The organism is Cyclobacteriaceae bacterium (assembly GCA_013141055.1).
In the GTDB taxonomy this organism is placed as follows: Bacteria; Bacteroidota; Bacteroidia; order Cytophagales; family Cyclobacteriaceae; genus ELB16-189.
Map to the genome: position 1 here is coordinate 1,695,643 of JABFRS010000001.1, position 25,403 is coordinate 1,721,045.

Below are 25,403 nucleotides of genomic sequence, written 5' to 3' on the forward strand. Positions count from 1 at the left end.
TATTCTTATTTATTAACTGCCAATCCTGCTTTTGCCACTTCTTCATCCTGTGCTGATGTCATTCCCGATACACCAATAGCACCAATGATCTTCCCATCTGAATAAATCGGTTCACCTCCTTCAATTGGAGTTGCGGGTAATGAAAGGACCCGAACTCCCACACCTCCACCTGCTATTGCATCTTCGAGGAGCTTTGTTGAACGTTTAAAATTGTTTGCGGTTTTCGCTTTCCCAATAGCAACTTCAATGGATCCAATCTGAGTATTGTCGATCTTCTCCAGGGCCACAAGATTACCTCCGGTATCTACAATTGCAATCACCACTGTATATGATTTACTGGCAGCAAATGCTTCTGCTGCAGCAATAATTTTCTTTGCCTTTTCCAGGGTGATGGAAAAACCATATTGAATGATCGGAGCTGGTGTGGTGGATGCTGTAGTTTGTGCCGAAGCAGAAAAAGCTACAACCATCAGAATTAATAACAATTTTGTTTTCATAAATAATTTTTAACAATCCGAATTTTAAATATCAAGCGCCAAAATCAAAAAGCAAAGCAAGCAGGGTCTAACTTCACCATTTAATAGTTGGCACCTGATATTCGCTGTTCAAATCAACTCACCAACTCTTTCTTTCCCACCTTCAGAAACGCCCGTTCCAAATCTGCCTTGATATCATCGATATGTTCTATCCCAACAGATATACGAAGCAACGTAGGCAAAACGCCTGAAGCAATTTGCTCCTCATTTGATAATTGCTGATGAGTAGTGGCTGAAGGCTGAATAATCAGTGTTTTGGCATCTCCGACATTCGCAAGGTGTGTGATCAGTTTCAGATTATCAACCAACTTAGCGGCATTGTCTTTAGTTCCCTTCACTGTAAAAGACAGAACGGCACCAAAACCATTTTTCAGATATTTCTTTGCCAGCTTATGGTATGTACTACTTACTAATCCAGGATAGTTTACCGTTTCCACCTGCGGATGCTGCTCAAGCCATTGCGCAAGAGCAAGTGCATTGTCCACTGATCGCTGAACGCGAAGTGAAAGTGTCTCCAATCCCTGGATTAAAAGGAAAGAATTAAAAGGACTGATTGCCGGACCGAAATCACGCAGACCTTCCACACGCGCACGAATGATAAAAGCAATGTTTGGCAAACCCAACGGATTATTCTCACCAAACACATCCCAGAATTTTAAACCATGATATCCTTCGCTCGGTTCGGTAAATTGATTGAACTTACCATTTCCCCAGTTATAGTTACCTCCATCAACGATTACACCTCCGATTGAAGTTCCGTGACCACCAATCCATTTTGTTGCAGACTCCACAACGACATTAGCACCATGCTCCAAGGGGCGGAATAAATATCCCGCTGCTCCAAATGTATTATCAACGATCAATGGAAGATCATGCTTTTTAGCAAGAGCTGCGATTGCTTCGAAATCCGGAATGTTAAATCCGGGATTTCCAATCGTCTCAATATAAATTGCTTTTGTTTTCTTGTCGATTAACTTTTCGAAAGCTTCTACTTTATCTCCTTCCGCAAAGCGCACTTCAATTCCTAGTCTTTTAAAAGCAACTTTAAATTGATTGTAAGTTCCTCCATACAAAAAAGTAGTGGAGACAAAGTTATCGCCTGATTGAAGAATGTTGTTTAGTGCAATGAATTGTGCAGCCTGACCGGAACCAACGGCCAATGCCGCAACTCCACCTTCAAGTGCCGCCACGCGTTTTTCAAAAACGTCAGTGGTTGGATTCATAATACGCGTATAAATATTTCCGAATTCTTTTAATGCAAAAAGATTCGCGCCGTGTTCAGAGTTCTTGAATGCATACGATGTTGTCTGATAGATCGGTACTGCACGTGAACCAGTAGTTGGATCAATTTCCTGCCCTGCATGAAGTTGAAGTGTTTCAAAACGTAGTGTTGACATAATAGTAATGTTTAAATAAAAATTAAAATGTTGGAATAGAAATTAACAATCCTATGACCTGTTAAGGTCGCAGTGTGGATGAAGCTTGCGATACTTGTTAAGTATGCTTAGCAACAGCAGCAACAACATGCGCAGTCCATTGGAGGACACATGTAGCGTTGCATGAAAGAGCTAATAGATTGGAGGGTGTCAGCGATGATGACGTCGGTCCTGAAGAGGACTTTTCCGAGTAAGTTGGTTGACTGGTTTTTCATTTTTTAACCGGTTTATAGTTCCCTAAGACCATCTTAGGGTAGGATTTAGCACCTTTCTCCGTATTTCGGGGCGGTTGCTAGCGCTTCAAAGAGCCTTGTCTCTCCACGCTTCTTTATAAATCGATTAGCTGAAGTGCTTCATCGATCTGATACCACAAACGTATACCAGTTTAGTAGAGTTTCCAAACTCGGTCTAAAAAAATGTTAAAAAAATACAATTATGAAAAAAAACAAGTGTTAGTTAGAGGCAAAAGAATTCCTTTCAGCTTAGCTAAAAGATTTCTTTATGTAAGCGATTTGACCAAGATGGTAGATGTCATGCTGAATGATACCGTTTATGAGGGTATAAAAAGTATACTTATGAGATGCACCCGGAACTAATTCATCGAGACGTGACTCAGGAAAACTCTTCAAAGATTCTATAAGCTCTTGCTGACTTGTCCTTAGGTTGGAGACGGCTAATTCCCAGTTATCCGATTTAGGGAAGTTCAACTCATCCGTCATGACGAAATCCAGATCTCCCATCAATTTTTTAATCACATAAAGTCTCCACGAAGTTATGTGTAAGATCAGCTCTATAATATTATTGGTAGGGCCATGACGAAGAGTTGTAATAGAAGGATGTATATCGGAGATCGTTTGAACGATGGAGTTTCCATACCATGGTTGCTTGTCGAATGTCTTCTCAAGCATTCTAACCAATCTGTCAATCTCTGATGCCATAATTTGAAGTTAAGAGTTATGCTTCTTATGTAAGCATTCCACCATCTACCTGAATCACCTGACCTGTAATGTAAGATGACATATCTGATGCGAGGAAAACGCAGGCATCGGCAACATCTTCAGGCTTGCCTCCACGCTTTAATGGTATTGCATCACGCCAGGTCTGAACAGTTTTCTCATCCAGCTTACCAGTCATTTCAGTTTCAATGAATCCCGGAGCAATAGCATTTGATCTGATTCCGCGTGAGCCAAGCTCAAGGGCAATCGATTTTGTAAAACCAATAATACCTGCTTTAGATGCTGCATAGTTTGCCTGACCAGCATTTCCTTTCAAACCTACCACAGAGGTCATATTAATAATGGAGCCGCCTTTTTGTTTCATCATCGGTTTGCACGCAGCCTTCACTGTATTAAAACATGATTTTAGATTTACATTAATGATCTTGTCCCACATTTCTTCCGTCATGCGAAGCAATAAATTATCCATTGTGATCCCTGCATTATTGACAAGAATATCCAGTGAACCAAAATCAGCCACAACATCATTGATCAGCTTATCGGCCTGCGCAAAGTCTGATGCATCGGAACGGTAGCCCTTGGCTTTAACGCCCTTCGCCTGTAATTCTGCTTCCAATGCCTGGCCCTGCTCAACGCTTGACAAATAAGTGAAGGCTACGTTCGCACCCTGCTCTGCAAATCGCATTGCAATTGATTTTCCAATCCCTTTTGATGCGCCAGTTACGAGTGCTGTTTTATTCTGTAAAAGTTTCATTCCCGTTAAAAATTTAGAATCTGAGTATAAAATCTATAGTAAAAATACTGTTTTTCACTTGTTTAGTAATCGTTTTAAGGGCTCTTATCCGATTTACCAGAATATTATTATCCGGGTAAATTAGGAACTAAAGCTCGTTTCATTTGATGGTTCTGCGGTATATCTTTGACCTTCACTTAACATAAATTATTGTCATGGCAAATTATGATTTGATTGTCATTGGTTCCGGCCCTGGTGGCTATGTTGCAGCCATTCGTGCTTCACAATTGGGAATGAAAGTTGGTGTTGTTGAAAAAGCAGAGCTAGGTGGCATTTGTTTGAACTGGGGATGTATTCCTACCAAGGCATTATTAAAGAGCGCTAATGTTTTCGAATATATTCAGCACGCATCAGATTATGGCATCAATGTAAAAGAGGCGGCTCCAGACATGTCGGGAATGGTCAAGCGAAGTCGTGATGTTGCCGCCGGTATGAGTAAAGGTGTCCAGTTCCTTTTTAAGAAAAATAAGATCGATCAGATCGTTGGATTCGGCAAACTTAAGAAAGGTGGCAAAGTAGAAGTAACAGATGCTGCTGGAAAGAAAACAGATTACGAAGCAAAAAGTATTATCCTCGCTACGGGTGGCCGTTCAAGAGAATTGCCAACCATGAAGATCGATGGTAAAAAAATTATTGGTTATCGTGAAGCAATGGTCTTGCCACAGCGTCCTCAAAAGTTGTTGGTCGTAGGTTCAGGAGCTATTGGGGTAGAGTTTGCTTATTTCTACAGCACGATTGGAACAGAAGTAACTATTGTTGAATTCTTACCACGCATTGTACCGGTTGAGGATGAAGAGGTTTCAAAAGCTTTGGAACGTTCTTTCAAAAAAGCTGGAATGACTATCCATACAAATTCAGAAGTTACTAAAGTAGACACCAGTGGTAAGGGATGTGTCGTTACTGTTAAGACTCCAACAGGAGAGATTAAAATTGAAACAGATATTGTATTGTCAGCTGTCGGTGTTGCCACCAATCTTGAAAACATTGGATTAGAAGAGACCGGAGTAAAGACAGAAAAAGGCAGAGTGGTCGTTGATGATTTCTATAAAACCAATGTTGCGGGTGTTTATGCAATAGGTGACATCGTGAAAGGCCCCGCTTTGGCACACGTTGCTTCTGCTGAAGGAATTATCTGCGTCGAAAACATCGCGGGTAAGAAGCCAGCGCCACTTGATTATAATAATCTTCCGGGATGTACCTATTGCTCTCCGGAGATCGCTTCGGTTGGAATGACAGAAGAACAAGCTAAAAAAGCCGGATATGAGATTAAAGTCGGAAAGTTTCCATTCAGTGCTTCCGGAAAAGCAAAAGCTGCTGGAGCATCGGACGGGTTTGTGAAAGTTATTTTCGATGCCAAATACGGTGAGTGGTTAGGAGCTCACATGATTGGGGCCAACGTAACCGAAATGATCGCTGAAGTTGTTGCAGCGCGCAAGCTTGAAACAACCGGGCACGACGTTATTAAGACTGTGCATCCTCACCCAACGATGAGCGAAGCAATCATGGAAGCGGCGGCCGCGGCTTATGGAGAAGTGATCCATCTTTGATAGATAATAAATAATAGTAAGAAACCCGGAGCTGACCGCTTTGGGTTTTTTATTTTTCTAAAAGTATTTTGTGAATCTCACTTTAAACGACAACGGAGTGCCCGGTGTGAAATGTATTTCCGAAACAGGTGTTGTCTCATTCCTTAACCTCGATTCCGTATCAAATTGTGCTTCCTTCCATTCACGATTGAATATATTTTCCACTGAAGCTCCAATTTCATACCCAGGACGTGAATAGGCAACAAGTGCATCTGCTATCACATAGCCTTTCGCAACAACTGAGTAATCTTCATTCGCAGGTCGATCACCAAGGTAACGATAGCGAAGACTACCATTAAAGCCATTTACATTTCGAAAACTAAGTCCACCTATGCTTGTAATTGTTGGAGCCAGTGGAATATAATTTTCTCCTTCCGGCAATCCCTTCGCACGTGGTCTTGTTACATTCAAATCACCATCCAGAAATAACCAGGAAGCAAGCTGGTACCGAATCGAAAAATCAACTCCCTCCCGTTGTGATTTTCCACTTGGCTCTACAATGCCATCATCACCGACATAAACAAATTCCTGATCAAGATCGAGACGCCATATGGCAGCGTGCACAAGCAACTGAGGAGTAATTTTTACATCCGCTCCAACATCCATGCTGTACGCCCTTGGTAAGGTTTCTCTTCCAGATTGAGCAACTACAACACGGGCATCATTTGAATGAAATCCTGTGCCCGAACGAACAAAGAAGTTGACATTTTTAGATGCCTGGTAATTGATATTCAGCTTAGGACTGAAAATTGACTTATCCACTCCTGAAGGTTGTTCCGCAGAAAGCTTGTCGCGATATGCGAAATGAAAATAATCAAAACGAACAGCGCCATTGATAGAAAGCCTTTCGGTTATAGAAAGTGTTTCACTCCAGAATCCATGGGCGTTCGCTTCATGAATGTCTCCCCGTTTGATATCATTGAGAAAATCTCTCTTGAAAGTATGAGAAAGAGCGATGTTACTTATAACATCATAACGGGCTCCCGCTCCTATTTCACTTTTCAATGTTCTTCCGAGAAAAGTTGATAAGTGCGTATATCGGCCTTTATACCCATACACCCAACGATCTTCCTGCTGATGAATCTGATCGCCATTAACTGAGTCCTTCAGAAAGAATGTGAAATTTGAGAACAGACTGAAATTATATTTAATGGCGTAAAGTTGATTCTCCAGAGAAGAACCGTTCCCGAGATCATGGATCGATTTGAGATAAGCATTGAACCTTCCGGTCCCGCCACCCTCAGTAGGATCCAAAGAGCCATAACGATTGATCATGCCTGATTCTATTGCGCGATCAGGAACCTGACCACTTGCATCCCAGTGGCTGTTGAATACCGACAAGCTTGCCGTAAATCTCGTCTTCTCTCCAAGCTGTGTGTTGAATTTTGACTGAATATTAAATCTGGTGAATCGCTGATTATTAATGAAGAAACCATCCGATCGATAAAATTCAGATGCGACGTAAGCTGATGACTTTTCGCTATTCATTGGAATATTAATTCCTGCGACTGCCCTTCCCGAACCAAAAGATCCTCCTTCAAGTTTGAAAAAATTTCTGTCAAGCTTGCTTTTAGTTTGAAAGGCAACATAACCTGCGGTGTTGAGGTCACCTTTGTCAGCAAAGTATGGACCTTTGTCAAAATCAACTAAACCGACAATCTCGGGGATCAGAAAATGCAAATCGGCATAGCCTTGTCCGTGTGCATGTGAAACCATATTGACTGGCATTCCATCTACTTCAACATTTATGTCGGTACCGTGATCTGCATCAAAGCCGCGAAGAAATATCTGTTCCGCCTTTCCTCCACCCGCATGTTGTGCAATAAATAGCCCTGGTACCATTCGCAAGATATCCTGGGAAGTATTGATAGGACGAAATTTTATATCGACCTGTGAAAGGGTATTGACAGGACGATCCTGAGACGCCGTAACGAGTACATCTCCTAATTGAACCCCACCAGTGATCAGTTCCGATGCCACGATTGTTGTCTCTTTATCCCTTATCTCAATAGAAAGAGTTTGAGTTGCGTATCCTATAAATGAAATATCCAATTGATACGATCCGGCAGCAACATTTATCAGACGAAAACCTCCTAACCTATCCGCGATGGTTCCCTTATCCGTTCCATGAAGAACAATGTTCGCACCAATTAATGGTTCGGTATTATCATCAACAACAGTTCCCTGAAGAGTGCCTTGTGAAAACACATCGACGGACAAGAAAAGAACTGCAGATACAATTAAAAATGTCTTCACGAATCACAAACTATTAGCCTTCGAGTTGTGATTTTATTTTCTTAGCAATGACAGGTCCCAGTTCAAAAGAACTTTCTTCCGCCTCCTCAAAGCAGCGTTTGGCCTCCTGATTCATTCCATTTGCCTGATAGATCATTCCAAGATGATATAGGGCGTCAGGTTCATGAGTTTTGTTTTCTATTTGTTCTCTGGCGATTGTCAGCGCATGGATGATGTCACCTTTTTGAAAATATCCCCACGCCAGTAAATCGTAAGACTGGGTGGTGGGCCTGTTTCTTACTTCAATTTCTGCAATCTGAATAGCGGCTGATGGATTTGAAAATTCCTCTGCCTCAAGGAGTGCCAGATATTTGTTATACATGTCACCATACTTTTCAGATCTGGCCGACTTTATGAATAATTCAAGTTGCTTCTTTTTTTCATCCCTGTCATTCTCTGCTCCCGCGATCTGTGCAAGCAAAAGATGCATGTCGGGTGTTGCTCTTTTTGGCGCTATATGATTGACGATTCTTTTTGCTTCCGCAAAGTTATGGTCGTTTGAAAATGCAATCCAGGCAATTCCCTTCAAGGCATAGTCATAGTCTGGATTTTGTTGCAATACTTTTAGATAAGCTTTATAAGAATCTTTAACACGTCCGGCGTGACCATACATGTCACCTAAATTCGATTGAGTCCACAATAGCAAAGAAGCATTATCCTTTACCTGATCCAGGGCTTTTTCCATTAACACGATCGCCGAATCCAATTTTCCTTCATGATCCTTCAATTTTGCTTCCCGAATGACATACGGAAAGAAATTTTTGTTAGTAAACTGACTCATCGCATAGGTTGCACCAGCGTAGTCGCCAAGTTCAAGATCGACGTCTACCAGCATGTATAATGATGCAGCCTTGCCTTCACCAATTTCAATAGCTTTATCAATTTCCATCCTAGCTTCACGGAATTTATGTTGCGTAATGGCGTTGGCAGCGAGTGCCCGATGTATCGATGCGTAAGGCTGATTATTGGAAATGATCAAATGATAAATACTATCAGATGCTTCGATGTCTTCTATTTTTCCATTTAACATGAAGCGTGATGAAAGGAGTCCTGCAATTTTAATTCTGTAAGCTTCACCATCAGGAACTTCTTCAAGTTTTTTTCTCCAAAAAGCCATTTCTTTATTACACTTTTGGAGACTCTCATCATTTCTGCTGAGATAGACTTCATAGTCGAGAGGATTAATAATTTTCTCTTCCTGACTTCTTGAGCAGCCAACAAAAATGGAAGCTGAAAACAGGAGAAGGCTTATGTAAAGAATGAGTTTCATGACTTTAGTTTTTAAAGAATTAAAAAAACCCCGAAAGAAATCCTTCGGGGTCAAATCAATTATTAGTTGGCAACTGCCAGGTATGGGAACGTTGTTAGAAACGCTTTATCATTTGCGTTTACATGGTCGTCCGTCAATGTTGGATTTGCGGCTCCGTTAGGACCTCCGAAAATCAAGATAAGTTCTACCGTGATCACATCATCATCAAGCTTACGTCCCGTTAACACATTTGTACCATCATAGAAGGTGGTCACTCCATTTAAGGAAACAGTGAGCACGTCAGTTGCCAATACACCTGTAAATGCTGTTGCGTCAAGCCCTAACAAGTTAGTGGTGTATCCTGCATTTAAAGCCAGAAGCTGCGTTTTGAAAGCAGTCGCAAACTCAGCACCTTGAGCAGAGGGGATAGTAGTATTAAACTTATCCTTGTTAGCTGCGACTACAAACACCGTATTGATCGCTGGTCTTGCCATTTGATCTTCCTGAGTGTAGTTAACTGCCGGAGCAGGATCATTGCTGCTACATGCGCCGATCGCCAAAAGAAGACCAAGCGCACCTATTGAAAAATATTTTGTTTTCATAATTCTTTCTTGTTTGTTGAAGGTGACTTAGATTTTACGATTCGACGTTGCCCATGTGTTGACTGTTGTGGAACTACCAAGCATTGTCTTGGGTAATTCAATAACTACTGACATCACGTTCGTTCCTTTGAAAGTGTCAACACCTGGATTGTTAAAGCCAGTTGCTGTACCAGCAATGACTTTTTTATACTGATCTAAATCAAAAAAGAATGGATCATCGCGTGGGCCGGCAAACACCTGAACGTTGTTGCTGTTTCCAATTGACGGAGCACCGCCATACGTACTGATTGAGCCTTCAACCTTTCGAGATCCAGACATCAGTGTGCTGCTCAAACCAGTCTGGGTTGGAGCAACTGGTCCATAGACCTGTACTTTACCATTGAGGAATGTCACCTGAAGTACCAGGTCTTCAATTCCATCCTTATTTGTAGAATTATCAATGTTAACTTCAAGCATTACGTTAGAATCAAATGTCGCTGCAGATGTTGCAGAGGGAGCTAGTAATCCTTGTGTGTTAACAACAAACACAATGTTTGCTGAGTTTGAAGGACTTTGGAAAGCATAAAAGTCAGTAATGTCTGACGATTTACCGGTAACGGCGGGAGCATCAATGTGATCGGCCGCAATAAGATAGGCACCTGAAGTCACTGCGAGCGCACCAATGAGGCCGAGAGCAATTCTTCTTAAGTTTAGTCGAGATTTCATAAATTCAGTTTGTGTATGATTCATTACTTACGGAGTCAATAGTCACATTGGATTTAAAATATTTTTTTCAACTGAATCAAAGTATTATTTCACTTTAACAAACATTTCCAAACTTGATTGTGTAGAATATTCTCTACAAAAAGAAAATAAAAAGACCTCGTCTATGAGGCGAGGTCTTAAAAAACCAACTTGAAATCTTTTAATTTATTTTGGCATCAACACTCCATCTATCACATGAATAACACCATTTGATTGGTTTACATCCATGATCGTGATTTTTGCAGTATTACCTTTCTCATCTTTCAGCACAACATCTTTACCTTCCATCATTGCCCATAGCTTACCACCTTGTACAGTTGTAAGCTCTGCCTTTCCATTACCTGCCTTAATTGCTTTAGCAACATCTGCAGAGCTCATTTTACCTGAAACAACGTGATATGTAAGAATGGTTGTAAGCATCGCTTTATTTTCTGGTTTCACTAAATTATCCACTGTTCCGGCTGGCAATTTTGCGAAAGCTGCGTTTGTCGGAGCGAATACAGTGAATGGACCAGGGCCAGATAACGTTTCCACAAGACCCGCTGCTTTTACTGCCGCAACAAGAGTTGTGTGATCTTTAGAATTAACCGCATTCTCAATGATGTTCTTTGCTGGATACATCATCGCGCCGCCTACTTCTACCGGTTTTTGTGCAAATGCTCCTACTGCTAAAAACAGACTAAGAGCTGAGATAATTATTTTCTTCATAATTGATAATAGTTTACTTGTTTAGTTTGTATTTCCGATCTACGATACCTGTCTGATGATTGGATTTTAGTATTTGTTGTTAAACATACTTGCTCGTGTAAATAATTTTTCAATACCTTGTCATCCGTTAACAAGAGGAAAGTTATCGCCAAGTCCAAAACCATAGAGGAGAGTATATTAATAGAGCGGTTGTGTCAAAGAGACTCATCAGCCCTCGATTATTTATATGATCATTATTCAGGCGCATTATATAGTGTAGTGCTTCGCGTGGTGCGGAAAGAAGAAATCGCTGAAGAAGTTTTACAAGATGTATTCATTAAGATCTGGGACCGCATGGCCAGCTACGACCCTACAAAAGGCCGTTTGTTTACATGGATGTTGAATATTGCCAGAAACCAGGCAATTGATAAAACCCGTTCCCGAGAAATGAGTCAGGGAAAGAAAACCGATGACATTGATAATCTCGTAAATAAGATCGACCGGCAAGAATCAGCATATTCACCGATAGAAGCTATCGGATTAAAAGAAGTGCTGACGAAGCTCCCCGAGGACCAAAGATTTGTTATAGACCATTTGTATTTAAAAGGGTTTACTCAGTCAGAATTGGCGGAAGAATTTGGTATACCGTTAGGCACGATAAAAACGCGCACACGGATGGCCATGAAAGAATTACGATCAATTTTAAATGTAACGTGAACATACAGGAATACATATCGAGCGGAATTTTAGAGTCTTACGCCTTGGGAGAGGTGACGGACGCCGAGCGCACCAGCGTGGAGCAAGTCCTGAAACAGTATCCTGAAGTTCGTGAAGAGCTCCAAAAGATCGAAGAAACCCTTGAAAAAGTGGCTTTCGCATCTGCTATTCAGCCTCGCGTTCAGGTGAAGGAAAAAATAATGGCCTCTATAGCAGCATCTGCGAAGAAGCCTGAAGCTAAGGTAGTTGCTTTGACTCCAGAGCAGCCAGTTTGGAAATATGCTACGGCAGCTTCAATTGCCATTGCATTGTTCTCCTCTTACATGGCCTATCAGTATCGTGAATTGTGGAAAACAGATTCTTTGGAATTGACTCAGATCAGAGCCGAAAACCAAAGAATGGCTGACGATTACAACGTCGTCAACCAAAAGCTTGATAAGATACAGGGCGATCTTTCAATCATGGAAAGTACCGCTTTCACGAAAGTGATCATGAAAGGTACAGCCAACGACACCAATGCCCTGGCTTCCGTCTATTGGAATGCATCTACTCAGGAAGTCTTCATCAGCATTCAGCAATTGAAGGAAATTTCGAAAGAAAATCAGTTTCAGCTTTGGGCCATTGTTAATGGAAAGCCTGTTGACGCTGGTGTTTTTGATCTGAATTTCGCCGGGTTACAAAAGATGAAGAGCATTAAAGGCGCAGTAGCTTTTGCTGTAACCGTTGAGCCTCGTGGTGGCAAAGAAAATCCTACCATGGAAACCATGCAGGTTATTGGATCTGTTATAAATAATCCTACCTAAATAAAATCCAGTCGCGCTAGCTATTGCGTAGTTGATTAAGTAAGTATTTAATCAATGAAAAATCAATATAATCGCTTGTCATATCATATCACGCGTGCATACATTCTTTGCGCCATGATCTTAATGTCTGGAATGCTCAAATTGGCCATTTCGTTCATTATCTAAGATTGCTGGTAATTCCATCTCAAGGCCTCTAACGTTCATTGGTGCCCTTCCCGTAACCGTTCAACGGGGGACGAAAGGCATTTATCAGGATTATTTGAGTGCTTGGGGTATCAACGCTGTAAATGAACTAGTTATGAAAATGCCCTCCGTAAAATTTTACCATAATAGAGCCCGAATATTTGGCGTTACTGTTGTTCTGAGCCTGATTGGATACTTCATCGTTCGATTTGTTCTGAGTTTCATCTGATCCCGGATTACTCCTTTTGCATAAGGCCTCAGGGTCATCCCTTAGACAATGTTCAAAGGAATGCACCTTTATTAATCTATGTTCTTTACTTAGAAAAAGTTTGTCAAAAATTAACCCAAACCATGCGCTTTTAACCCTCCAAAAGCGCTTTTGTTGAATACCTCATCAAATCTTACACATGATAGCGGGTTGAGTATATGACCTGATAATTCCCTCCAGGGTTTTGAACCTTTGTTCATCCCAACGGAGAAAATTATGAAATCAAAAATCCTTTCAATTCTTATCTTATGTTGTGTTGCTTTAATCGCTCATGCAGAAGAGATCAAAGGAGTGGTGACCAAAGTCATAGATGGCAACACCATTGAAATTTCTGCCGATGATCATGAAACTTATAAAGTATTGTTGCATGGTATAGATAGTCCTGAATCGGGACAGGATTATGCCGAACAGGCAACCAAGCTTCTCAGCAAGCTTCTTCTGAAAAAGTCTGTAACAATTCTAATTCATGGAAAAGACCGTTTAGGAAATCGCCTGGGTGAAATTCGTATTGATAGCGGTGTTGATCCAAGGCATGAACTGATCAAACAGGGATTGGCATGGACCGCAGAAAAAAATCCCATTTCAGAATTGGAATCTTTAAAAGAGGAAGCTCGTCTAAAAGGAAAAGGATTATGGAAAGATAATAACCCAACTCCTCCCTGGATCTTCCGTCGTCAACAAACATTAACTCAACAAAAATCAAGCTAACCATTCAGAAATGAAAACCTTATTAACACTTCTGGTGATCGCTCTCTGCGCATCGGCACTCCTGAATTTCATCTTAATTTAATTGGGTTAGCGCCTTGCTTCATCCTCTTTCTAAAGATTTGAGTTATTGACATAAAATAATATTTCAATAAGCTCGTTAGACCTTAGCTATGCAAATACCAAGGTTTTTTTGTTTACTGGCTTTAACCGTTTCATTTATAAGCGTCGATGCACAAAATTCTGTCGCAACCTCCCGCGAACCGGAAAAAAAGAAGGTGTATTTCGCACCTCACGCAAAGGTCAAAAAAGTTCGTAAGCCAAATGTAAAGCATACTCAACGCTATGAATATTATGAACGAGTGGAAAAGGCCGCCAGGGAAAAGCAACGCATTCTCAAAAAACTGTCTAAAGCACAGTTCTCAGATCCCCGTTATTTTGGCCATAAACGCATTCCAAAGCGGAAACCATTCTTCAAAATGAGGTATTGCAACGAATGCGGGATTCGACATTAAATTCTTTGCGTTCGGGAAACTGATTTATTTTTTCCTCGCTAACTTTGCAGAATGAATTACAAACTGGTTTTTGCAGGGACGATCATTTCAGCGGCCATCACAGGTCAGTTGAATGCCCAGCAATCTACTGAGCCGGCAAAAACTTCTGATAAAAAATTCCCGACAACACTCCAGCCAGTTAATCCAGTTAAATATTACGGACCTCGTAAGGAGAAGAAAAAGAAAAGTAAAAAATCAGTTACCTATAACGCTCAGAACGACTACTACAATCGTGTTGAAAAGACTTGGCGCGAGCGTGAGAAGAATGAAAGAACCTATCAGCGAGGAGAAGGCAGTGATATCATGAAGCCACCTTACTTTGGACATAAGAAGCCGCCAAAAGTAAGATCAATTGAAAAACGTAAATATTGCAAGGTCTGCGGAATCAGACATTAATATCCAGAGTTCTCTGTAACAATCTTCGAAGAGTCGATTGATTAAAAATTCCTGACTAAATTTATTGAAATAACGCTGGATCAAACGTTAGCATTAACTAATGATGGATCTTAGCAGTGGTTTTATATAACTTTCGCAATAAAACGTTAAAACAAATCTTGAATTTTTCTCAAACCATCGAGCACACTAATCTTAATCCAACACTCACGATACGTGATATCGACAAATTGGTGGACGAGGTAAAAGAATATAATTTTCTTGGACTCTGCGTTCCCCCCTTTTGGGTAAAGCGTGCCAAAAGAGAAATTGGGAATAGTCCAATCACATTAATTACTGTTGCTGGCTTCCCATTAGGTTACAATATGACCGAAACGAAGCTGGATGATATCAAAAGAGGAATTGATAACGGTGCCGATGAAATTGATGTCGTGTGGAATCTTACATCATTTAAAACAGGCATTCCCTGGACGAAGATTGAAATTGCAAAATGCGCCAAGCTTACACATGATCACCAGAAGTTATTAAAAGTTATCATTGAGACCGCATATCTTTCTGACAATGAAATTATAGAAGCTTGTAAACTATGTGCAGATGCCGGAGCAGATTTTGTCAAAACATCTACCGGCTTTGCTCCCTCAGGCGCGAAAAAAGAACACATAAAATTAATGCGGCAATCCCTCCCTGATGGCGTAAGAATCAAAGCTTCAGGAGGAATTAAAACAAGAGAACAAGCAATTGAACTTATTGAAGCCGGAGCCGATCGCATTGGAACTTCTTCCGGAGTAAGTATGATTCAATCAAAAACTTCAACCAACCCAATATCATGAGCGAATTTCTAGCTGACCTTTTCCCCGCTGAAGAATCAATTCCTGCTGCAGCACGACTTCCACATTTCATTGAACAACGCGAATATCTGATTAACGGAGAGTTGCGCATCTGGCAGGGGGAACTAAACCCCGTGATGAGCCCGGTATTTGTGAAAAAGAATAATCAATACGAACAAAAAATTATTGGGAGTACTCCATTACTCACTTCACAAGAGGCAATGGACGCCATGAACTCTGCTGTCAATGCCTACGATCTTGGACATGGAAAATGGCCACTCATGACTGTTCTTGAAAGAATTGAGCATGTTGAAAAGTTCCTGGTAAAGATGAAAGAGCAACGAACTGTCATCGTTAATCTACTGATGTGGGAGATCGGGAAATCACAAAAAGATTCAGAAAAAGAGTTCGATCGTACCTGTGATTACATTGTCGACACTATCAATGCCTTAAAAGAATTAGATCGTAACTCTGCAAAGTTCGTTCAGGAGCAAGGTATCATGGGACAAGTAAGAAGGGTGCCGCTGGGTGTTGCTCTTTGCATGGGACCTTTTAATTATCCTCTCAACGAAACTTTCACAACATTGTTCCCCGCATTAATTATGGGAAATACCGTTGTGTTCAAACCCGCTAAGTATGGAGTATTGCTTATTCGTCCATTGCTGGAAGCCTTTAGAGATAGCTTCCCCCCTGGCGTAATCAACATTATCTATGGACGCGGCCGCGAAACCGTGGGCGCTTTAATGGAAACCGGGAAGATAGACGTGTTCGCATTTATCGGAACAAACAAAGGCGCAAATGAATTGAAAAAGCTTCACCCTAAATCTCACAGACTCAAGGCCATCCTGGGACTTGATGCCAAGAATCCAGCTATTGTAATGCCCGATGCAGATCTTGACAATGCGGTAGCGGAATGTCTGATGGGAACATTGTCATTTAATGGTCAACGCTGCACAGCGCTCAAAATTCTTTTTGTCCATAAGACTATCGTGGATGTTTTTATTAAAAGACTCAATGAAGGAATCGCAAAATTAAAACCTGGCATGCCGTGGGATGCAGGTGTGGGATTAACCCCTGTACCAGAGCCAGGAAAAGTTGATTATCTAAAGGGGTTGGTGGATGATGCAGTTAAACTTGGCGCCAAGGTGATGAACACTAACGGGGGCACAGCAATGCATACATTTTTCTATCCTGCGGTTCTATATCCGATAAATGAAAAAATGAAAGTTTATTCTGAGGAACAATTTGGTCCTGTCATTCCAATCATTGCTTTTGATAAAGAAGAAGAACCAATTAATTATGTTCTTAATTCACAGTTTGGTCAGCAGCTTAGCATTTTCGGAAAGGATTCAAAAGGAATCAGCCGATACATTGATGCTTTTGCAAATCAAGTAGGCCGCATTAATTTAAATACACAATGTCAAAGAGGACCTGATTCATTTCCGTTCAATGGAAGGAAAGATTCAGCTGAAGGAACACTATCCATTCGTGATGCCCTTCGTGTTTTTTCCATTCGAACATTGGTGGCAGCAAAATCAACTCCTGACAACAAACAAATCGTTGGAAATATTCTGAAGAACCGTGAGTCAGCATTCTTAACGACTGACTATATCTTCTAAAAAGTATGAATGCCAGTGTTGAAATCCGGGTTTACGGTTTAGTACAGGGAGTGAATTTCCGAACTTCAACAAGAACGGCTGCTGAGAAGATTGGTGTTTCAGGATTTGTTCGTAATGAGATGGACGGAAGTGTTTATGTTAAAGCAGAAGGAAAACAGGAACAAATCAACACTTTGATTGAATGGTGCAAGCAAGGGCCTGCACGTTCTAAAGTTGAGAGAGTGGCCTTTGAAAATTGTGAATGGCAAGGTTTAAAGGGATTCGAAATCAGAAGATAAGCAATGAATAAAATAATCTTACTCCTTATTATGACTACACTCTTTTCCTTCACACCGAAGAAGGAAAAGAAGTATTCAGTTGGTCAGATCAAAACAAGCATGGGTGAAGTTTTGTTCTGGCTTTATGATGAGACGCCGAAGCACAAGGAAAGTTTTATTCACCTTGCAAAAGATGGTTATTGGGATTCTCTGACTTTCAATCGCGTGATTAACAACTTCGTTGCACAAGGGGGTTGCCCGGATACACCGGAAGGATTTAAAGATCCTGAGTATCTGTTGAAACCTGAGTTTGTAGATACTATCAAGCATGTGTATGGAGCGATTGGAGCAGGTCGTGACGACAATCCTGGAAAGCTTTCAGCCCGTTGTCAGTTTTACATTGTTCAAAATAAGAAAGGATTGGCACGTCTGGATGGTGATTACACAGTGTTTGGAAAAGTATTCAAAGGAATGGATGTGATCGACAGAATCGTGGTGGTTGAGACGACCAAAGAGAATGCTCCGTTAACACCCATAAAGCTGGATGTTAATGTGATTGAGATGACTAAGGAAGATTTGAAAAAAGCCGGGTTTACTGGAAATCTAAAGTAAAAACCAAGCTAAAAATAAAACTGCCTTCGACACAAGACCGAAGGCAATTAATAAATTTAATAATAGCAATCTAAGCTATCTCAAAGACCTCAGCTGAAGATTTCTTTAAGTCTTCTTCGTAATCAAAAGGAACATCTCCACCTGCCAGTAAGGATCCATCTGGTATGGTGGGATAAATATCTTCGTACGTCTTCACAAGATTCATAAACACGCGACGATACACATGAGTGCGGTTGATTTTATCATGATGATCCAATCCGGCAGCACCTAAAAGCTCGACAAAACTTTCTACAGTATTCTTATGGAAGTTGGCCACACGGCCCGTTTTATCTCCCACCACAAGGCCTTTCATGAAATACGGATCTTGCGTTGCCACTCCTGTTGGACATGTATTGGTATTACATTCCAATGCCTGGATACATCCCAATGCCATCATCATAGCGCGGGCACAATTGCAGGTGTCAGCACCTAACGCCATCGCGCGAAGAATATGGAAACCCGTTAATACTTTTCCTGCCGCGATGATCTTTATCTCATTGCGAACACCAAAACCGCGCAAGGCATTATCAACAAAAGCGAGTCCATCCAGCAAAGGCATTCCGACAAAATTGGTAAACTCTGGAGGTGCCGCACCTGTTCCTCCTTCGCCGCCATCAACCGTAATGAAATCCGGATAAATATTTAATTGCACCATCGCTTTGCAGATGGAAAGGAATTCACTCTTGCGGCCTACACACAATTTAAATCCAATAGGTTTTCCACCAGATAGTTCACGAAGCTTTTTAACAAAAAAGAATAAGTTCTGTTGGTGTTGCAAATGCGCTGTGAAATGGTGGTGAGAAAACCGTTGTCCCGGCTTTAACTCCCCGAATCGCCGCAATTTCAGGAGTATTCTTTGCTGCTGGTAAAATACCTCCGTGTCCGGGCTTGGCACCTTGAGAAAGTTTAATCTCAATCATTTTCACATTCGGAGTCACTGCATTTTTCTGAAACGCTTCACCTGAAAAGTTTCCTTCATTATCCCGTGCACCAAAATATCCTGTACCGATCTGCCAGATAATATCACCTCCTGGCTTCAAATGATATGGGCTTAGACCACCTTCTCCAGTGTTATGTGCAAATCCGCCCATTTTTGCACCACCGTTCAAAGCGAGAATTGCATTCTGACTCAATGAACCAAAGCTCATGGCAGAAATATTCAACACACTCATGTCATATGGCTGCATGCACTCTTTTCCGCCAAAACGAACACGTGGATTATGATTCATTTTATGAAAATCTTTTGGTGCAATGGAATGAGTTATCCACTCATAACCCTCTGCATAAACATTCAGTTGTGTTCCGAAAGGTATCGTATCAATCTGCTTTTTGGATCGTTGGTAAATTACGGAACGTTCATTTCGATTGATCGGAGCTCCGTCTGTATTTGATTCCACAAAGTACTGCTGAATCTCAGGTCGAACTGCTTCAAAAAAATAGCGAAGTCTTCCAATAACAGGAAAGTTGCGTTTGATTGATTGTCGCGTTTGCACCATGTCTTCAATTCCCATATAGATCAGTGGACCAACAATGAGAAACGCAAAAAGCGCATCAATCCAGAAATATGCCCAGATTATAATAAGCGTCGTGAGGACAATGCTTGTGATGACAAAGATTTTTCTCATAGAGGGGAGGTTAGTAGTCAAATATAATTATAATCAATTTGAAAATCTGAAGATTCAGAGATTTCGCATCTTCATTAGAATGAATCCAGCTATGCTACTTTCATTTCCACAATTCCTTTTTGTTTATGGATTTTCAGTTCAAATAAATCAAGCATGACAGCATTCATTCTATTTTCAGCCAGGTGAGCCTGGGGGTTATTCGGAAGAAAAACAGTAAGATCCAGAACTGCCTGTACGAATTGAGGACGAAGGCAGAGCTGTTCTGTCCATTGTTGAAAAACAGATGACCAATCTTCCTCATACTTCTCTTCATGATCCTTTCCATCCCATAAAAATCCAAGCTGAGTTTCCCCGAATTTATACCGATAAATACCTGCGAGAGTCTGATAAAATGAGTTAAGTGGGGTAAAATTTTCCGTTTGAAATCCCGTTATCCGCTCACTAAAAACATCATTCAATCCAAGAGGATTATGGATATGCTCATAGGCAATTCTGGCGCGGTCAGTCAGTTGGGAAAGGAGTCGGTCATACAACCGAAGCTGGACTTCTTCGAGTAGGTAATTTTTATCAAGAGGAAAGAACTTCCTTACCACGTTAAAAAAAGGGTTTTACAAAGGTAACTGAAAAAGTCAAGGCTAAAAAGCTAATTACCTTAAGCTCTTAGACTTAGATAGAGTGTTTACGCTGCCAACTTTTTATAACTTCCGTAAAATTTAACACATCATGACAAGGAAAATTCTTATTGGATTACTCGTGGCATTAATCCTGATCCAGTTCATCCGACCGACCAGGAATATTTCAACAGGAGAAAATCCAAATGAGATATCCAAGCACTACGCTGTGCCAGAGCAGGTTCATAAAGTATTGGTTTACTCCTGCTATGACTGTCATAGCAACAACACTAAATATCCATGGTACACTAATATCCAACCCGTGGGGCTATGGCTTCAAAGTCATGTGGAAGATGGCAAGCGTCATCTGAATTTTGATGAGTTCGGTACTTATCCGGAGAAAAAGGCAAAGCACAAATTCGAAGAGATAGAAGAAACTACAAAAACTGAATGGATGCCCCTGGAGAGCTACCTTATCATACACGGAGATGCCAAGTTGACTAAGGAGCAGTGGGAGGAAATGAGGGTATGGGCTTCCTCTCTCAAATAAAAAATCAAAGAAGGAATTAAAGGAATTTCTCTACGATTCGCATCACTTTCTCAAGATGGACCTGATCCTGTTCATCAAAAGAATTTAAAGAGTCGCTGTCAACGTCAAGAACAAGAGCAACTTCACCATTCTTGAAAGCTGGCAATACAATTTCTGATTTCGAATCTGAACTGCAGGCAATGTGACCTGGGAATTCATCCACATTCGGAACAATGATTGTTTCCTTTTCTTTCCAGCTCGATCCACAAACACCTTTTCCGAATCCAATGCGGGTGCAGGCAATCGGTCCCTGAAAAGGCCCTAGTACCAACTCATTATTTTTTACGATATAAAATCCTACCCAAAAGAAACCGAAGGTCTGACGGATTGCTGCTGCAATATTCGAAAGGTTAGCAATCACATCATTTTCTCCCTGGACTAAAGCCTCAATCTGAGGAATCAATGTCTCATAACGGGAAGTCTTTGAATTCGTCGATGATATGATAAGGGTTTCTGCCATTTTCAATAAAATTATTTCACTTCGTCATCTTTAACTTCATCAGGAGAAGTTAAGCCATCCGAATTCTCAATGAATGATTCTGATACATCAACACTTGTTTCTGATTTTACAGTTGGAATTTCATAAATAAATTCCGAACCATTCTCATTGAAAAATCTTTTCTGGAGAACCAGGATAGTAACAACTCCGATAAATATCGATGAATCAGCGATGTTGAAGACAGGACTAAAAAACAAAAACGTATCTCCTCCCAGTAGCGGAAACCACTGTGGCCATTGGAATTCAAATATCGGGAAGAAAAGCATGTCGATTACCTGTCCATGAAACCAGGGAGTAGGTGAACCTTCAGGCGCATTGTTTAAAAGCACTCCATAAAAAATACTATCGACAACATTCCCAATTGCTCCACCCAGGATCAGAGCAAGACATACTAAAAATCCATTGTGAGCTTTACGATTAAATGACTTCACCAGGTACCACGCAATACCAATCATAGCACCGATCCGGAAGATGGTCAAAGCAAGTTTTCCAAACTCACTTTCCCAACGAAGACCAAATGCCATTCCCGGGTTCAACAAGTAATGAAGACGAAACCAATCACCAAGCACATTGATCTCCTGATGCATGTACATATTATTGTAAACCAGCAACTTGCTTGCATGATCGATAATGATGACAAAAAGAGCTATTAAAAAATACTTATAAACTTTCATTCCTGCGAAATCAACTGAATTAACGACTATTTCTTTAAACTGATTTTCACCTTCAATACAAACTCATCCATGTCTACTTCGGTTCCATCAGCAACTTCTGATTTTAACTCAAGACTGAGAGCCTGAGTCTCCGTACGGATATAATCACTGAATTCGCTCAGAGCATCCGTCACTCCATCCTTTTGAACTTCAATTCCAATCTTGTCAAGCACTTCGAGTCCCATATCCTTACGAAGATTCTGAACGCGATTTACAAAATCACGCGCAATACCCTCTTTCTTCAACTCTTCAGTGATCGAAATATCCAAAGCAACAGTCAGTCCGTTCTCGGTAGCAACAGCCCAACCCGGAACATCTTCTGAACTGATGAGTACATCTTCCAGCACGAGATCAAAACCATCTTTTGAAAACGTTCCTCTTTTATCCAATGCACTGATTTCATCCTTTGAAAGAGCATTGATGACTGCAGATACTTCTTTCATGCGAGATCCATACTGCTTGCCAAGTTTGGCAAAGTTGGGCTTCACTTTTTTCACCAGAAGACCTGATGCATCATCAATGTATTCGATTGATTTTACATTAACTTCTGATTTGATGATGTCTTCTACTCCTTTAATGCGCTGGGCAAATTTCTCGTCCAATACTGGCAATAATACTTTCTGTAGCGGCGTGCGGACTTTAATTTTGCTGTTCTTACGGATGGAGTGAACCAATGAACAGATGCGTTGCGCATACTCCATTGATTTTTCAAGTTCTGAATCGATGCGGGCTTTTTCTGCCTTCACAAGATCAGAATGATGAACGGACTCATGACGAAGTGGAGTGTTATTTTTAATTGCTTTGTCACGAATTGAATCTGTCAGATTTCTGTATAAAAACTCTGAATAGAAAGGAGCGATCGGTGACATCAGTTGACCAACCACCATCAGACACTCATAAAGAGTTTCATATGCCGCTTTTTTGTCCTCAGAAAGAGAGGCCTGATTTTTTGCTGAAGCTGCGCTGGATGATGGCTGCCAGAAACGTTTACGATTCAGTCGGACATACCAATTTGAAAGATGATCGTTTACAAATTCCTGAATGGCCCGGGCCGCCTTTGTCGGATCATGATCATTGTATGATGCTGTAACTTCTTCAACAAGCGTCTGAAGTTTAGAAATGATCCAACGATCAAGTACTGATTGATCCTTAAAAGCAACCAGTTTCATTTCATCTTTCTCATATCCATCGATATTCGCATACAGTGCAAAGAATGAATACGTATTCATCAATGTTCCAAAGAAGCGGCGCTGCGTTTCCGCAAGGCCTTCCATATCAAATTTCAGATTGTCCCAAGGTGGTGCATTTTCCATCATGTACCAACGCACGACATCAGGGCCGAACTTCTCAAGCGTTGAGAAAGGATTCACAACATTCCCTGTACGCTTGGACATCTTATTGCCATTCTTGTCAAGCACAAGACCATTGGAAATTACATTCTTAAATGCGACGCTATCGTATAGCATCGACGCCACGGCGTGAAGAGTAAAAAACCATCCACGTGTCTGATCCACACCTTCAGCAATGAAATCCGCCGGATAAGCGCCTTTGAAGCCATCGTTGAATGGAAACTTATCTCCCGCTTTCAATTTTTCCTGATTCAGGCCCCACTGAGCATAGGGCATGGCACCGGAGTCAAACCAAACATCGATGAGGTCTGTCTCACGGTACATAGGTTGACCGGTAGGGCTAATTAATACAATCTCATCGACGTAGGGACGGTGAAGATCAAACGATTCGTTCTTGTAATCAAACTTCGGATTTTTATGTCCTGCTTTGTTTGCTTTTTCTATTTCCGATGTTAGTTCCTGAATTGATCCTATACATATCTCCTCCTTGCCATCCTTGGTTCTCCAGATTGGTAACGGAGTGCCCCAATATCTTGAGCGAGATAAATTCCAGTCTACAAGATTTTCAAGCCAGTTACCAAATCTTCCCGTTCCGGTAGATTCGGGTTTCCAATTGATAGTCTTGTTTAAAGCCACCATGCGATCTTTCATCGCGGTTGTTTTGATAAACCAGGCATCCAATGGATAATACAATACTGGCTTATCAGTACGCCATGAGTGGGGATACGTGTGTTCGTATTTTTCTACTTTGAAAGCTTTGTTCTCTTCCTTTAAGATGATCGATATGATAACATCCGTATTCTTATAATCGGGATTTGTTTCATCCTCATCAGTATAGTTCTTTACATAGAAATCATCTGCACCGAGAGGTTTGTGTGTTTTGATTTTAAATGCAGCAACTCCCTCTTTTAGTTTCGCTCCGATCTGACTTACGAATTTTCCTTTTTTATCAACGGTTGGGGTTTCATTACCAAGTTCATCTTTCAATGTCATTGGGGGAATTCCATTTTGCTTAGCAACCCTGAAGTCATCCGCTCCGAATGTTGGTGAGATATGTACAACACCCGTTCCGTCTTCTGTCGTTACAAAATCACCAGCAACAATCTGAAATGCTTTATCGGCATCATACATTGGGTTTATATATGGCATTAATTGCTCGTAGCGAATTCCAACTAATTGCTTTCCTGTAAATTCCTGAACGATCTGAAATGGAATTGATTTATCGCCGGACTTATAGTCCTCAAGTTTCAAATCTTTATTCTTGTCGGAAAAATATTTTCCTAAAAGATCTTTAGCAAGGATTACGCTTACAGATTTGAAAGTGTATGGGTTGAACGTATTAACCTGAACATAGTTGATCTTCGCTCCTACAGCCAGGGCAGTATTGGATGGAAGTGTCCATGGGGTAGTGGTCCATGCTAATACAAACACATCCGTATTCCCCTTGAAAAGGAACTCTGATTTGCTGTCCGTGACCACCTTAAACTGAGCAACAACCGTAGTATCCTTTACTTCTTTATAACAACCAGGTTGATTCAATTCATGTGAACTAAGTCCAGTTCCATCTGATGGTGAATACGGTTGGATAGTAAATCCTTTATATAGCAGTCCTTTGTTATAAAATTGCTTCAGGATCCACCAGAGTGTTTCGATGTACTCATTATTATAAGTAATGTATGGATCCTTTAAATCCACCCAATACCCCATTTTCAGAGTGACATCGTCCCACTGATCCTTATATTTCATAACCGTTTCGCGACACTTCCTGTTATATTCCTCGATTGATATCTTCTTGCCGATATCATCTTTTGTGATGCCAAGTTCTTTTTCAACCTGAAGCTCAACCGGAAGACCATGCGTATCCCAGCCACCTTTTCTTTTTACCTGAAATCCTTGCAGCGTCTTGAATCGGCAAAAAATATCTTTTACTGTTCGACCCATAACATGGTGAATGCCGGGTGTACCGTTGGCAGATGGTGGGCCTTCATAAAATGTAAAGGTTTGCTTACCGTCGCGATTAGAAATCGATTTCTCAAAAATGCTCTCGTCTTTCCAGAACGCTAACATTTCATCTGCAACTTTCGCAAAATTCAGTTCCTTGTATTCTTTGTACTTCGCACTCATTCTATCTCCGTGTAATAAATATTATTAGATCT

General features: G+C 41.0%; 23 protein-coding genes, 1 pseudogene and 1 riboswitch. Of the genes and pseudogenes, 10 read left to right on the plus strand and 14 right to left on the minus strand.

The window, feature by feature from the left end; genetic code table 11:
- Positions 1-5: 5 nt before the first annotated feature.
- The 4 genes from HOP08_07480 to fabG all read right to left on the minus strand — a co-directional run bounded on the left by HOP08_07480 (position 6) and on the right by fabG (position 3,682).
- On the minus strand, positions 6-497 hold the full coding sequence (locus HOP08_07480) for a heme-binding protein (GenBank protein ID NOT74755.1): 492 nt from the start codon (positions 495-497) through the stop codon (positions 6-8).
- A gap of 113 nt (positions 498-610) precedes the next feature.
- Positions 611-1,933, minus strand: a complete 1,323-nt coding sequence (locus HOP08_07485; GenBank protein ID NOT74756.1) for an O-acetylhomoserine aminocarboxypropyltransferase/cysteine synthase — start codon at positions 1,931-1,933, stop codon at positions 611-613.
- A gap of 263 nt (positions 1,934-2,196) precedes the next feature.
- Positions 2,197-2,309: riboswitch (SAM riboswitch) on the minus strand.
- 145 nt (positions 2,310-2,454) lie between these two features.
- Positions 2,455-2,910 carry a DinB family protein gene (locus HOP08_07490; protein NOT74757.1) on the minus strand — a complete coding sequence of 152 codons (456 nt, stop codon included), beginning with the start codon at positions 2,908-2,910 and terminating at the stop codon, positions 2,455-2,457.
- 25 nt (positions 2,911-2,935) lie between these two features.
- Positions 2,936-3,682, minus strand: coding sequence for a 3-oxoacyl-[acyl-carrier-protein] reductase (fabG, locus tag HOP08_07495; GenBank protein NOT74758.1), 747 nt, complete (start codon positions 3,680-3,682; stop codon positions 2,936-2,938).
- A 194-nt stretch (positions 3,683-3,876) separates the two neighbouring features.
- Between fabG and lpdA the strand changes: the two genes are divergently transcribed.
- Positions 3,877-5,268 carry a dihydrolipoyl dehydrogenase gene (gene lpdA, locus HOP08_07500; protein ID NOT74759.1) on the plus strand — a complete coding sequence of 464 codons (1,392 nt, stop codon included), beginning with the start codon at positions 3,877-3,879 and terminating at the stop codon, positions 5,266-5,268.
- Positions 5,269-5,325: 57 nt separating this feature from the next.
- Here the strand turns inward: lpdA and HOP08_07505 are convergent, their stop codons facing one another.
- The 5 genes from HOP08_07505 to HOP08_07525 all read right to left on the minus strand — a co-directional run bounded on the left by HOP08_07505 (position 5,326) and on the right by HOP08_07525 (position 10,905).
- A complete protein-coding gene (locus HOP08_07505; protein ID NOT74760.1) occupies positions 5,326-7,563 on the minus strand; it encodes a TonB-dependent receptor in 2,238 nt (745 codons plus the stop codon).
- A gap of 13 nt (positions 7,564-7,576) precedes the next feature.
- Positions 7,577-8,872 carry a cell surface protein gene (locus HOP08_07510; GenBank protein ID NOT74761.1) on the minus strand — a complete coding sequence of 432 codons (1,296 nt, stop codon included), beginning with the start codon at positions 8,870-8,872 and terminating at the stop codon, positions 7,577-7,579.
- 62 nt (positions 8,873-8,934) lie between these two features.
- Entirely contained in the window at positions 8,935-9,453 is a 519-nt protein-coding gene (locus tag HOP08_07515) for a DUF4331 family protein (GenBank protein ID NOT74762.1), read from the minus strand.
- Between the two features lie 27 nt (positions 9,454-9,480).
- The gene (locus HOP08_07520; GenBank protein NOT74763.1) at positions 9,481-10,158 is read right to left on the minus strand and encodes a DUF4331 family protein; all 678 of its coding nucleotides are present in this window, start codon (positions 10,156-10,158) and stop codon (positions 9,481-9,483) included.
- A gap of 204 nt (positions 10,159-10,362) precedes the next feature.
- A complete protein-coding gene (locus HOP08_07525) occupies positions 10,363-10,905 on the minus strand; it encodes a fasciclin domain-containing protein (GenBank protein NOT74764.1) in 543 nt (180 codons plus the stop codon).
- Positions 10,906-11,049: 144 nt separating this feature from the next.
- On the opposite strand from HOP08_07525, the gene HOP08_07530 reads away from it, so the two are divergent.
- The 8 genes from HOP08_07530 (at position 11,050) to HOP08_07565 (ending at position 17,822) form a co-directional block, all read left to right on the plus strand.
- Positions 11,050-11,601, plus strand: coding sequence for a sigma-70 family RNA polymerase sigma factor (locus tag HOP08_07530; protein ID NOT74765.1), 552 nt, complete (start codon positions 11,050-11,052; stop codon positions 11,599-11,601).
- Positions 11,598-12,404 carry an anti-sigma factor gene (locus tag HOP08_07535; protein ID NOT74766.1) on the plus strand — a complete coding sequence of 269 codons (807 nt, stop codon included), beginning with the start codon at positions 11,598-11,600 and terminating at the stop codon, positions 12,402-12,404. Before HOP08_07530 ends, HOP08_07535 begins: the two co-directional genes overlap by 4 nt.
- A gap of 667 nt (positions 12,405-13,071) precedes the next feature.
- Positions 13,072-13,563, plus strand: coding sequence for a nuclease (locus tag HOP08_07540; protein NOT74767.1), 492 nt, complete (start codon positions 13,072-13,074; stop codon positions 13,561-13,563).
- 563 nt (positions 13,564-14,126) lie between these two features.
- Positions 14,127-14,510, plus strand: coding sequence for a hypothetical protein (locus HOP08_07545; GenBank protein ID NOT74768.1), 384 nt, complete (start codon positions 14,127-14,129; stop codon positions 14,508-14,510).
- A gap of 155 nt (positions 14,511-14,665) precedes the next feature.
- Complete coding sequence (gene deoC, locus HOP08_07550; protein NOT74769.1) at positions 14,666-15,337, plus strand: deoxyribose-phosphate aldolase; 672 nt, start codon at positions 14,666-14,668, stop codon at positions 15,335-15,337.
- Positions 15,334-16,953 carry an NADP-dependent glyceraldehyde-3-phosphate dehydrogenase gene (locus HOP08_07555; protein ID NOT74770.1) on the plus strand — a complete coding sequence of 540 codons (1,620 nt, stop codon included), beginning with the start codon at positions 15,334-15,336 and terminating at the stop codon, positions 16,951-16,953. The genes deoC and HOP08_07555 overlap by 4 nt, the downstream gene beginning before the upstream one ends.
- Positions 16,954-16,958: 5 nt before the next feature.
- A complete protein-coding gene (locus HOP08_07560; protein ID NOT74771.1) occupies positions 16,959-17,231 on the plus strand; it encodes an acylphosphatase in 273 nt (90 codons plus the stop codon).
- Between the two features lie 3 nt (positions 17,232-17,234).
- Positions 17,235-17,822, plus strand: a complete 588-nt coding sequence (locus tag HOP08_07565) for a peptidylprolyl isomerase (GenBank protein ID NOT74772.1) — start codon at positions 17,235-17,237, stop codon at positions 17,820-17,822.
- A gap of 70 nt (positions 17,823-17,892) precedes the next feature.
- Here the strand turns inward: HOP08_07565 and HOP08_07570 are convergent.
- Together HOP08_07570 and HOP08_07575 are read right to left on the minus strand one after the other, a co-directional pair.
- Positions 17,893-19,486, minus strand: a pseudogene (locus HOP08_07570) (FMN-binding glutamate synthase family protein).
- A gap of 89 nt (positions 19,487-19,575) precedes the next feature.
- Positions 19,576-20,079 (minus strand): hypothetical protein, encoded by a 504-nt coding sequence (locus HOP08_07575; GenBank protein NOT74773.1) that lies wholly within the window; start codon positions 20,077-20,079, stop codon positions 19,576-19,578.
- A gap of 130 nt (positions 20,080-20,209) precedes the next feature.
- Here HOP08_07575 and HOP08_07580 point away from each other — a divergent pair, with 130 nt between their 5' ends.
- Positions 20,210-20,647, plus strand: coding sequence for a heme-binding domain-containing protein (locus HOP08_07580; protein ID NOT74774.1), 438 nt, complete (start codon positions 20,210-20,212; stop codon positions 20,645-20,647).
- Between the two features lie 16 nt (positions 20,648-20,663).
- Here the strand turns inward: HOP08_07580 and HOP08_07585 are convergent, their stop codons facing one another.
- The 3 genes from HOP08_07585 to HOP08_07595 are packed head-to-tail and all read right to left on the minus strand — an operon-like array spanning position 20,664 to position 25,371.
- Positions 20,664-21,146, minus strand: coding sequence for a GAF domain-containing protein (locus HOP08_07585; protein ID NOT74775.1), 483 nt, complete (start codon positions 21,144-21,146; stop codon positions 20,664-20,666).
- 11 nt (positions 21,147-21,157) lie between these two features.
- Positions 21,158-21,859 carry a lipoprotein signal peptidase gene (locus HOP08_07590; GenBank protein ID NOT74776.1) on the minus strand — a complete coding sequence of 234 codons (702 nt, stop codon included), beginning with the start codon at positions 21,857-21,859 and terminating at the stop codon, positions 21,158-21,160.
- A 26-nt stretch (positions 21,860-21,885) separates the two neighbouring features.
- On the minus strand, positions 21,886-25,371 hold the full coding sequence (locus HOP08_07595; GenBank protein ID NOT74777.1) for an isoleucine--tRNA ligase: 3,486 nt from the start codon (positions 25,369-25,371) through the stop codon (positions 21,886-21,888).
- Between the last annotated feature and the right edge of the window lie 32 nt (positions 25,372-25,403).

Bases quoted from the DNA above. Each gene is read 5' to 3' on its own strand.
- HOP08_07515 (NOT74762.1), bottom strand. From the start codon at position 9,453: ATGAAAACAAAATATTTTTCAATAGGTGCGCTTGGTCTTCTTTTGGCG.
- HOP08_07565 (NOT74772.1), top strand. From the start codon at position 17,235: ATGAATAAAATAATCTTACTCCTTATTATGACTACACTCTTTTCCTTC.
- HOP08_07585 (NOT74775.1), bottom strand. From the start codon at position 21,146: ATGGCAGAAACCCTTATCATATCATCGACGAATTCAAAGACTTCCCGT.
- HOP08_07525 (NOT74764.1), bottom strand. From the start codon at position 10,905: ATGAAGAAAATAATTATCTCAGCTCTTAGTCTGTTTTTAGCAGTAGGA.
- fabG (NOT74758.1), bottom strand. From the start codon at position 3,682: ATGAAACTTTTACAGAATAAAACAGCACTCGTAACTGGCGCATCAAAA.
- HOP08_07485 (NOT74756.1), bottom strand. From the start codon at position 1,933: ATGTCAACACTACGTTTTGAAACACTTCAACTTCATGCAGGGCAGGAA.
- HOP08_07590 (NOT74776.1), bottom strand. From the start codon at position 21,859: ATGAAAGTTTATAAGTATTTTTTAATAGCTCTTTTTGTCATCATTATC.
- HOP08_07490 (NOT74757.1), bottom strand. From the start codon at position 2,910: ATGGCATCAGAGATTGACAGATTGGTTAGAATGCTTGAGAAGACATTC.
- HOP08_07540 (NOT74767.1), top strand. From the start codon at position 13,072: ATGAAATCAAAAATCCTTTCAATTCTTATCTTATGTTGTGTTGCTTTA.
- HOP08_07480 (NOT74755.1), bottom strand. From the start codon at position 497: ATGAAAACAAAATTGTTATTAATTCTGATGGTTGTAGCTTTTTCTGCT.
- HOP08_07545 (NOT74768.1), top strand. From the start codon at position 14,127: ATGAATTACAAACTGGTTTTTGCAGGGACGATCATTTCAGCGGCCATC.
- HOP08_07560 (NOT74771.1), top strand. From the start codon at position 16,959: ATGAATGCCAGTGTTGAAATCCGGGTTTACGGTTTAGTACAGGGAGTG.
- lpdA (NOT74759.1), top strand. From the start codon at position 3,877: ATGGCAAATTATGATTTGATTGTCATTGGTTCCGGCCCTGGTGGCTAT.
- HOP08_07595 (NOT74777.1), bottom strand. From the start codon at position 25,371: ATGAGTGCGAAGTACAAAGAATACAAGGAACTGAATTTTGCGAAAGTT.
- HOP08_07520 (NOT74763.1), bottom strand. From the start codon at position 10,158: ATGAAATCTCGACTAAACTTAAGAAGAATTGCTCTCGGCCTCATTGGT.
- HOP08_07555 (NOT74770.1), top strand. From the start codon at position 15,334: ATGAGCGAATTTCTAGCTGACCTTTTCCCCGCTGAAGAATCAATTCCT.
- HOP08_07580 (NOT74774.1), top strand. From the start codon at position 20,210: ATGACAAGGAAAATTCTTATTGGATTACTCGTGGCATTAATCCTGATC.
- HOP08_07510 (NOT74761.1), bottom strand. From the start codon at position 8,872: ATGAAACTCATTCTTTACATAAGCCTTCTCCTGTTTTCAGCTTCCATT.